General features: G+C 69.2%; 8 protein-coding genes, 1 tRNA gene and 2 pseudogenes. 5 read left to right on the top strand and 6 right to left on the bottom strand.

The features are described from left to right. Positions 1 to 84 precede the first annotated feature (84 nt). The 4 genes and pseudogenes from ABZ281_RS26535 to ABZ281_RS26520 all read left to right on the top strand — a co-directional run. Positions 85 to 684, top strand: a pseudogene (locus ABZ281_RS26535) (SPFH domain-containing protein); the annotation flags it as partial. Between the two features lie 101 nt (positions 685 to 785). Then, complete coding sequence (locus ABZ281_RS26530) at positions 786 to 1,391, top strand: lytic polysaccharide monooxygenase (protein WP_030837979.1); 606 nt, start codon at positions 786 to 788, stop codon at positions 1,389 to 1,391. 106 nt (positions 1,392 to 1,497) lie between these two features. Continuing rightward, positions 1,498 to 1,962 (top strand): DUF3592 domain-containing protein, encoded by a 465-nt coding sequence (locus ABZ281_RS26525; protein WP_356659350.1) that lies wholly within the window; start codon positions 1,498 to 1,500, stop codon positions 1,960 to 1,962. A gap of 40 nt (positions 1,963 to 2,002) precedes the next feature. Beyond that, positions 2,003 to 3,702 (top strand): annotated as a pseudogene (locus tag ABZ281_RS26520) (long-chain-fatty-acid--CoA ligase). Here ABZ281_RS26520 and ABZ281_RS26515 read toward each other — a convergent pair. The 6 genes from ABZ281_RS26515 to ehuB all read right to left on the bottom strand — a co-directional run bounded on the left by ABZ281_RS26515 (position 3,668) and on the right by ehuB (position 7,857). Next, positions 3,668 to 3,741, bottom strand: a tRNA-Lys gene (locus ABZ281_RS26515). The pseudogene ABZ281_RS26520 and the gene ABZ281_RS26515 sit on opposite strands and share 35 nt — an antisense overlap. A gap of 96 nt (positions 3,742 to 3,837) precedes the next feature. Next, complete coding sequence (locus ABZ281_RS26510) at positions 3,838 to 4,596, bottom strand: IclR family transcriptional regulator C-terminal domain-containing protein (protein ID WP_356659348.1); 759 nt, start codon at positions 4,594 to 4,596, stop codon at positions 3,838 to 3,840. A 208-nt stretch (positions 4,597 to 4,804) separates the two neighbouring features. After that, a complete protein-coding gene (ehuA, locus tag ABZ281_RS26505; protein ID WP_356659346.1) occupies positions 4,805 to 5,590 on the bottom strand; it encodes an ectoine/hydroxyectoine ABC transporter ATP-binding protein EhuA in 786 nt (261 codons plus the stop codon). Beyond that, complete coding sequence (gene ehuD / locus ABZ281_RS26500; RefSeq protein WP_356659344.1) at positions 5,580 to 6,230, bottom strand: ectoine/hydroxyectoine ABC transporter permease subunit EhuD; 651 nt, start codon at positions 6,228 to 6,230, stop codon at positions 5,580 to 5,582. The genes ehuA and ehuD overlap by 11 nt, the downstream gene beginning before the upstream one ends. Further along, the gene (gene ehuC / locus ABZ281_RS26495) at positions 6,227 to 6,937 is read right to left on the bottom strand and encodes an ectoine/hydroxyectoine ABC transporter permease subunit EhuC (RefSeq protein ID WP_356659342.1); all 711 of its coding nucleotides are present in this window, start codon (positions 6,935 to 6,937) and stop codon (positions 6,227 to 6,229) included. Before ehuC ends, ehuD begins: the two co-directional genes overlap by 4 nt. Further along, positions 6,934 to 7,857 carry an ectoine/hydroxyectoine ABC transporter substrate-binding protein EhuB gene (gene ehuB, locus ABZ281_RS26490; RefSeq protein ID WP_356659340.1) on the bottom strand — a complete coding sequence of 308 codons (924 nt, stop codon included), beginning with the start codon at positions 7,855 to 7,857 and terminating at the stop codon, positions 6,934 to 6,936. Before ehuB ends, ehuC begins: the two co-directional genes overlap by 4 nt. A 105-nt stretch (positions 7,858 to 7,962) precedes the next feature. On the opposite strand from ehuB, the gene ABZ281_RS26485 reads away from it, so the two are divergent. Then, the coding region (locus ABZ281_RS26485) for a DUF3830 family protein (protein WP_356659338.1) at positions 7,963 to 8,429 on the top strand (467 nt) is incomplete at its 3' end.

The raw sequence follows: 8,429 nt of genomic DNA, 5'->3' as shown, positions 1-8,429 counted from the left end.
GTTCACGGGACGTGAGGACGATCACCCATATCCGTTCGGCCAGTTCCTTGTGCGCCAGGTACGGGCGCGCGCGGGTCCAGCCATCGCTATCGGGGGACCATCCGGCGCTCCGGCCTGCTGTGGGTGAATCCGCTGTTGCTGCGCCGCCGGGTGGACGTGCGGCTGCGGCACTGGCGCAGCGAGCCTGTGCCCGCGTCCGACGGGAGCGGGGTCGCGCTGCGGGTGGTCGTCCTGGTGGTGTGGCGGGTGCGGGACACCGCCCGGGCCATGCTGGGCGTCGAGGACCACGAGACGTATCTGCGCGAGTGCGTCGAGGCGGGGCTGGCCCGGGTGCCGGTGGAGATGCCGGGCGGGCCGAGGGGAGCCGGGGACGCTGCGGGCGAGGCGCTGACGCGGCTGGTGGCGGCGGACGCGGCCCCGGTCGGTCTGGAGGTGTTCTCCGTGCAGCCGGTGCGCGTGGAGTACGCCCCCGAGGTCGCCGCCGCGATGCACCGCCGCCGGATCGCCGCGCTGGACGCCCAGCACCGGGCGAGCGTGCTCACCTCGGTCGTGGACTCGGTGGAGGACACGGTGACCCGGCTGACCGTGCGGGGTCTGGTCGAACTCGACGACTACGAGCGCAAGGCGCTGGTGAAGGACCTGACGGTGGCGTTCTGCGCCGGCCGGGGCGAAACAGCCCCGTGATTGGTATGGACATGTTCAACAACCGCCCATAATCTCGAACTTGGTCTAGACCTGCACGCACAGCTCACCGAACTTCCCCCACGTTCTCCAGGAGCGGCAGCATGCGTACAAGGACCAAGTTGTCCGCAGCCGCGGTGGGACTGGCCACGACCGGAGCCCTCGTGCTCTCCTCCGGCGGTGCCAGCGGCCACGGCTACACCGACCTCCCCATCAGCCGGCAGAAGCTCTGCCAGAACGGCACCGTGACCAACTGCGGCTCGATCCAGTGGGAGCCGCAGAGCGTCGAGGGCCCGAAGGGCTTCCCGGGCTCCGGCCCGGCCGACGGGCAGATATGCAACGCCGGGCTCGGCCACTTCAGCCAGCTCAGCGCACCACGCACCCCGTCCGGCGGCGCCTGGCCCGCCACGAAGGTGACGGGCGGCCAGAACTACACGTTCCGCTGGCAGTTCACGGCCATGCACGCCACGACCGACTTCAAGTACTACGTCACCAAGCCCGGCTGGAACCAGAACCACAACCTGGCCCGGTCCGACCTCAACCTCACCCCGTTCTTCACGGTGCCGTACAACGGGCAGCGCCCGCCCTCCACGCTCTCGCACAGTGGAAGGCTGCCGACCGGGCTGAGCGGGCGTCACGTCATCGTGGCCGTATGGACGATCGCCGACACGGCCAACGCGTTCTACGCCTGCTCGGACGTGACGTTCTGAGCCCTTCCGAACCTCTGAGCTTCTCTTGAGTCACCGCCGCGGCCGGTGTGGGTAAGTTCCTGCCACGCCGGCCGCTCGAAGGCCGCACAGGGCCTCGGGGGAGCTCATGGAAATCTTGTTCTACATCGTGCCCACGCTCATGATCGCGGTTGCTTCCTGTGCGGTGGTCGTGGTGATCCGCCGCTCCGTGCGGGTCAGCCGCGCCTGGAGTGGCGGCCTGACCGCCGAGGCCCGCTGCCTGCGGACGTACACCACGACGAGTGGGGGCGGCGACAGCTCGGTGCGCACCACTCTGCACCACGTGTACGAGTTCACCGCGCGCGACGGCCGCGGCGTCCGCTTCGAGGAGCATGGCGGGCCGGGGACGACCCTCGAGGGCGACATCGTCACCGTGCACTACTCGGCGGACCGCCCGGAGCACGCCACGGCCAGGCCCCCGGCGCAGGGGAAGCTCGTCGCGGGCGCGGGATGTCTGCTCGCCTTCCTCGGCACGTTCATCCTCTTCGCCGTCGGCTTCATGGTGGTGACGTACGCGATGTTCTCCGCCGCGGACGACTTCCTGCAGCCGTAGCGCTCCACATCTGACGAGCCGTCAACTACCGTGCGCGCCCATGGACTCCAGGGAGAGCACGGTCGCGGAACTCATCACCGCCCGCTGGGGCGACCACCGCCCCGGCCTGCGCTGCGAAGACCGGACGCTGACGCACCACGAGGTGGCGGCGGGCGCCGCGGCCCGGGCGGCACTCCTCACGGACCTCCTCACACAGGCCGCCGAACCCCACCTCGGCGTGCTGCTCGACAACACCCCCGAGTTCCCGCAGTGGCTCGGTGCGGCGGCCCTGGCCGGGGCGGCCGTCGCCGGGGTCAACCCCACCCGCCGCGGCGCCGAACTCGCCCGCGACATCCTCCACACCGAGTGCCGCGTCCTGATCACCGAGCGGACCCACCTGCCGCTGCTGGAGGGCCTGGACCTGCGGGGCGTACGCCTCCTCGTGACGGACACGGCGGAGTACGGCGAGCTCCTCACCCCCTATGCGGACGCCCGCCCGGACCCCTCCCGCGCCACCCCGCGCGACCGCTTCCTGCTCTACTTCACCTCCGGCTCGACGGGCGCCCCCAAGGCCGCGCTCTGCTCCCAGGGCCGCCTGGCCGCCGCCGGGCGCTCCTTGGCGGACCAGTTCTCCCTGTCCGCGGACGACGTCCACTACGTCTGCATGCCGATGTTCCACGGCAACGCGGTGATCGCCGACTGGGCACCCGCGCTGGTGACCGGTGCGACGGTGGCGCTGCGCCGCCGCTTCTCGGCGTCCGGGTTCCTGCCGGACGTACGCCGGTACGGGGCGACGTACTTCACGTATGTGGGCCGGGCGATCCAGTACGTCCTCGCGACGGCGCCGCGACCGGACGACCGGGACAACCCCCTCCGCCTGGGCTTCGGCACGGAGGCGGGGGCGGCGGACGCGGCGGCCTTCGAGCGGCGGTTCGGGGTGCGGCTGGTGGAGGGCTACGGCTCCTCGGAGGGCGGGGCGGCGATCCCGTGGTCACCGGGCACCCCGCCGGGCGCCGTCGGCCGGGCGGAACCCGGGCTCGTCGTCCTCGACCAGGAGACCCACGAGGAGTGCCCGGCGGCCGTCTTCGACGGGGAGGGGCGGCTGCTCAACGGGGACGAGGCGATCGGCGAACTGGTCAACCGCGGCCCCAGCTCCTTCGAGGGCTACTGGCGCAATCCGCGGGCGGAGGCCGAGCGCCGCAGGTGGGGGTCCCCCCGCTCGAGCGAAGCCGAGAGTGGGGGAGGCTGGTACTGGACGGGCGACCTCTTCTACCGCGACACCGACGGCTACCTCTACTTCGCAGGCCGCACCGACGACCGCCTCCGCGTCGACGGCGAGAACCTGGCGGCCGCGATGATCGAGAACATCCTGGCCCGCTACGAGGGCGCCACCGCGGTCGCCGTCTACGCGGTCCCGGACCCGGTCACCGGCGACCAGGTCATGGCCACACTTGCCGGCACCTTCGACCCGCTGTCCTTTGCGGAGTTCCTGCTCGCCCAGCCGGATCTGGGGACGAAGATGGCGCCCCGGTTCGTGCGGGTGGTGGAGCGGATGCCGGTGACGGCCACCCACAAGATCCGCCGGGCGGAGCTGCGCAGGGAAGGTCTCACCTGCGCGGACCCGGTGTGGTGGCGGGGACCGGGGGAGTACACCTACCGCAGGATCCCGACGGGGAGCCCGAAAACGCTGAGGGGCCTCTCGCTCCCACGAGAGGCCCCTCATCCGTGCGCCGCCAGGGACTCGAACCCCGGACCCGCTGATTAAGAGTCAGCTGCTCTAACCAACTGAGCTAGCGGCGCATGACTCTCGCCTGCCATCGGAATCGTGTTCCGCGGCGGGCGACGGAGAAAATACTACCCAATGCCGAGGGGTGCTCCGGACCACCCGGTCCGGGGCTAGATCGCCATGGACAGCAGGACCGGTGCCGCGTGCCGGTTGAGGGCGTCGGCGGCCTGGCGCAGGCGGTGGGCGTGCTCGACCGGGAGGGACAGGGCGAGGCAGCCGACGGAGGAGCCGGCCGTGATCGGGACGGCCGCGCAGACCGTGCCGACCGCGTACTCCTGGAGGTCCAGGACGGGCACGGTGGGCGGCTGGGCCTCCAGGCGGGAGAGCAGGAGCCGGTCGCTGGTGATGGTGCGGGAGGTGAGGCGGGCCATCCGGTGCCGGGCGAGGTGGTCGCGGCGCCCCGCGTGGTCGAGCTGGGTGAGCAGGCTCTTGCCGATGGCGGTGGCGTGGGCCGAGGAGCGGAAGTCGACCCACTCGTTGACCTTGGGCGCGGCCGGGCTGTCGGCGTACTGGGTGATGCTGATCTCGCCGTCGACGTACCGGCTCATGTAGACGGCGGCGCCGACCGAGTCGCGCAGCCGGTCAAGCGTGCGCTGGAGCTTGTCGCGCAGGGCCTGCTCACGATGGTGGGCGGAGCCGAGGCGGGCCAGGGTCTCGCCCGTGACATACGCGCCGTCGGCGATCTGCTCCACGTAGCCCTCGCGGCGCAGCATGCGCAGGAGCGCGGTCAGCCGCTCCGGTGTGATGCCGGTGTACTGGGCTATCTCGGCGTCGGTGACACCGCTGGAACCGCGCGCCACCGTCTCCAGGACGCGCAGGGCTTCCTGGGCCGAGTGGTACGGGGTGGTCGGCTCGTGCTTCAGCGCCACGGTGGTCTCCCCCTGCGCTTGCTGTAGGGCCGTAATCCGGTCAGTGAACCTTTTCCAGGTTAACCGGCACAGGGCTTGCGGGGAGCGGGGGTTGACAAGATTCCCGGGGCCCCGGACTGGGACGATGACACTCTGGCATATGCCAGATGCATGCCCCAGCCCGGTCTTGTGTGAGGGGTCCGGCGTTCTGCCTGTTCACAGGCAGTAGTCACAGCACTGCGCTGAGGAACTCCCGTGTCCGGTCCAGCTCGGGGTCGCTGAAGATCTTCTCCGGCGTTCCCGACTCGATGATGCGGCCCGAATCGAACATCAGCACCTGGTCGGAGATGTCCCGGGCGAAATTCATCTCGTGGGTCACACAGAGCATCGTGATGTCCGTGGAGCGGGCGATGTCCCTGAGGACGTCGAGCACTCCCGCGACCAGCTCCGGGTCGAGCGCGGAGGTCACCTCGTCCAGGAGCAGCACCTGCGGCCGCATCGCCAGCGCACGGGCGATCGCCACCCGCTGCTGCTGACCACCGGACAGCTGCGCCGGATGAGCGTCGCACTTCTCGGCCAGGCCGACCATCTCCAGCAGACCCTTGGCCCGCTCCACCGCCTCGTCCTTCGACAGACCGAGGACGGTGACCGGCGCCTCCGTGATGTTCCGCAGCACCGTCATGTTCGGGAACAGGTTGAACTGCTGGAACACCATCCCGATCTTCTTGCGGACCTCCCGGACCTCCTTGTCGGAGGCGGGGAACAGCTGCTGCCCGTCGACCGTGATCGTGCCCTCGTCGGGCTTGAGCAGAGTCATCAGCAGCCGCAGGATCGTGGTCTTTCCGGAACCGGAGGGACCGATCAGGGTGACGTGCTTACCGGCGTCCACCGTGAAGTCCAGGTGGTCGAGGACCGTGTTCTGGCCGAACCGCTTGGTGACCTGTTCCAGCCGGATCAGCTCGCCGGCGCTCTGGGCGGGGTTCTTCTCGGGGTTGGGGAGAGTGTCAGTGGGCAAGGCGTCGCTCCAGGGCTCGCAGGGCAAGGGAGGCCAGGTAGGAAATGACGATGAAGGCCACGCCGATCACCGTCAGCGGCTCGGTGAACTGGAAGTGCTCACGGGAGAAGAGCTGAGCCTCGCCCAGCATCTCCAGCACGGTGATCGCCATCAGGATCGGAGTGTCCTTCAGCATGGCGATGACGTAGTTGCCGAGCGCCGGGGCGACACGGCGGATCGCCTGCGGAAGGATCACCGCGGACCACGTCCGGCGCAGGGGAAGGTTCAGCGCCGTGGCGGCCTCCCACTGGCCCACCGGCACAGCCTCGATGCCGGCCCGGTACACCTGCATCGTGTAGGTCGAGTAGTGCAGGCCGATACCGACGACGCCGGTGGTCAGGGCGGAGAAGGTCAGGCCCCACTCGGGCATCACGTAGAACAGGAAGAAGAGCTGCACCAGCAGCGGCGTGTTCCGGATGAACTCGGTGATCACGCCGACGGGCCAGGTGACCCAGCGCGCGGGCACCCGCATGAGCAGCGCCCATACCAGGCCCAGCACGAAGGAGATCACCGATCCGATGACCAGGATCTGCAGGGTGACCAGCAGGCCGTCCCAGAAGTGCGGCATGAAGTCCGCCACCGCGTTCCAGTCCCACTTCACGAGACACCTCCCACACCGGTGACCTCCGGTTGCCGCGTTGCTTCGACGCCGGCCCGGGGTTCCTTGCCCACCCCTGCCTTCAGCTTCTTCTCCAGGCCTCGCATGAGCCGGGTGAGCAGGAAGGCGATGACGAAGTAGATCAACAGCACGTACGTGTAGATCTCCGCGCTCTCCTGGAGCGCGAGACGTACCAGGTTGCCGCTGAACGCCAGGTCGCCCATGCCCATGAGGGACACCAGCGCGGTGCCCTTCAGCAGTTCGACCAACAGGTTGGAGAACGGCGGGATCATCTCGGGCACTGCCTGCGGCAGAAGGATCAGCCGCATCCGCTGCCAGGGGGTGAAGCTGAGGGCGATGCCGCCCTCCCGCTGGGCCGGATCGACGGCGGCGATCGCGCCGCGCACGATCTCCGAGCCGTACGCCCCGTACGTGAGCCCGAGCGCGAGCGTCCCCGCCCACATGGGTACGAGCTGCCAGCCGAAGCTCAGCGGCAGGACGAAGTAGATCCAGAAGATCATGATCAGCGCAGAGGTCCCGCGGAACACCGTGGTGTACAGGCCCGCGAAGAACCTGACCGTCCGCGACTGGTGCGTGCGGGCGATACCGACGACGAACGAGACCGCCGCGCCCAGCAGGGCGCTGAGGACGAGCAGTTGGACAGTCGTCCAGACGCCTCTGGCGACGAGTTCCCAGAGTCCGGATGTCATCCGCCGCAGAGCTCCTTCGCGGTCATGTCCGTCATCTCGTTCTCGGTGAACCCGAAGGGCTTGAGAATCCGGAGCAGTTCGCCGCTGTCCTTGAGCTTGTGCAGCTCCCGGTTGAAGGCGTCCCGCAGGTTGGTCTCGCTCGGCCGGAACGCGAAGGCGCCGCCGTCGACGTGCGGTTCACCCTCGACGGTCGGCTTGAACGGCTCGGTCACCTCGGTCTTGGTGGACTTCTTCACCACTTCCCGGGTGGTCAGCGCCGTACCGGCGAAGACATCGGCGCGTCCGGTCTCGACCGCGTTGAGACCGGCTACCTGGTCCGGCACGATGAGGATGTCTCCCTGCTTGTAGCCGGCCTCCACGGCGTAACCGATCTCCGCGTAGCCGGTACCGGTGGCGAACTTCGCCTTCTTCTCGACGACGTCCTTGTAGTCGCGCAGGCCCAGGGGGTTTCCCTTGCGCACGATGAACGAGTCGAGCATCTGGTAGTCGGGGTCGGAGAAGATGACCTGCTCGCAGCGTTCCGGGTTGATGTACATTCCGGCGGCCACGATGTCGAACTGCTGTGAGTTCAGGCCGGGGATGAGGGAGCCGAACTCGGTGGGGACGGGCTGCACCCGGTCCACTCCGAGCCGCTTGAAGATGACCTTCGCCAGCTCCGGCGCCTCGCCGGTCAGCTCGCCGTTCCTGTCGATGTACCCGAAGGGGATCTCCCCGGCGATGCCGAGCCGCGCCACGCCCTGGGCGCGGAGCCGCTCCAGGAGCTCACCCCCCTTCGTGGCGGAGGCGGTGGCCACGCGCGAGCATCCGGACGCACCCAGCGCGCCGAGCGCCGCGACCCCCGCGAACAGCGACCGGCGGGTGGGCCCTGATGTGCGGTCACGCCTGACTATGGGCGGAATTCTGTCTGGTGGTGAGGCCATGGGCGCGCGGCTACCCGAAGCGTTTCGAGTTATGCCGATCTTTTTAGGACCGATACGCGCCGATGCGCCCTTGACCGCGGCGACCGTGGGCACTCCCATGGAGGCATGGCTGATCGCTACATCGAAGTCTCGCTGGTCAAGCGCGACGTGACCTGCACGGCCAGGCTGCTGGACGACCGCGCGCCGATCACCTGCGCGGCCGTCTGGGATTCCCTTCCGCTGGCCGGTGACGTCTACCACGCGAAGTACGCACGCAACGAGATCTACGCCCTTTTCCCGCCCTTCGCCCAAGCCGAGCCACCTCTGGAAAACCCGACCATCACCCCCATTCCCGGAGACCTGTGCTATTTCACCTTCGCCGGGGCGGAGTTGGGGACCAAGGCATACGGCTACGACCGCGAGGTCCGCGCCGGGACCACGCTCGTCGACCTGGCCCTGTTCTACGAGCGCAACAACCTGCTGCTGAACGGCGATGTCGGCTTCCTGGCGCTGTTCGGCGCGGCCCTCGCGGCCACTCCGCTCCTGCGGCCGTCGCACGCCACGGCGTCCGTGCGGGCGATCGGGCTCGACGA

Origin of the sequence: Streptomyces sp. NPDC006265 (assembly GCF_040613555.1) — a bacterium.
Lineage (GTDB): Bacteria > Actinomycetota > Actinomycetes > Streptomycetales > Streptomycetaceae > Streptomyces.
The sequence above is the reverse complement of the archived record's forward strand: the minus strand, read 5'-3'. Positions and strand labels throughout refer to the sequence as shown.